Source organism: Dehalococcoidia bacterium (genome assembly GCA_025054935.1).
GTDB lineage: Bacteria > Chloroflexota > Dehalococcoidia > SpSt-223 > SpSt-223 > JANWZD01.
The window spans coordinates 1-650 of the sequence record JANWZD010000055.1 but is presented as its reverse complement, the minus strand read 5'-3'; the positions used below and the strand labels follow the sequence as shown (position 1 = coordinate 650).

Annotated in this window: 1 protein-coding gene; it reads right to left on the bottom strand. The window is 66.3% G+C overall.

Annotated elements, in window-relative coordinates:
- Nucleotides 1-650: right-handed parallel beta-helix repeat-containing protein (locus NZ773_16240; protein ID MCS6803477.1), on the bottom strand; the 650-nt coding region annotated here is incomplete at both ends.

Below are 650 nucleotides of genomic sequence, written 5' to 3'. Positions count from 1 at the left end.
CCGGTTGAGGAGCCGGCGTACTGGATGACGCAGTGGCGCAGGCGGCCGGTGGCGTTGGCGTTGAAGGTGATGAAGGCCCAGCTGCCGGGCGCCGGGGTAGTGAGGGCGGAGGTGAAGGTGATAGGCTGGCTGGGCGTCCCCTCAGCGACCAAGCGCCCGTTCGGCGCAGCCACAAGGTAGGCATCGTTCTTGAAGCGGAGGGTGGTGCCGGGGGTGATGGTGAGCGTCTGGTTGGCGTTGATGGCGATGCTGCCGGCGAGGAAGAAGGCGCCGCCGAGCGCTGCGCTGTCGAGGGTGACTGGCTTGTTCACCGTGGCGCTATCGGGCAGTTCGACGGCGTTGGTGCCGTTGTTGGTGAGGGTGAGGTTGCTGTAGCGCAGGGTGGGAAGGGGAGAGTTCTGGTGGTAGATGGCGACGTCGCTGACGTTGCGGATGGTGACGTTGTCAAGGAGCGGGCTGGTGGCGGTCTCTTGGACAAGCACGCCGACGCCTCGGCCGTGCTCGATGGTGCAGTGGCGCACCTCCACGTCTGTTGGCGCGCCGACGCCGAGGGAGAAGTGTTTTGGGGCACCACCGGTTGAGGAGCCGGCGTACTGGATGACGCAGTGGCGCAGGCGGCCGGTGGTGGAGTTGTTGAAGGTGATGTAGGC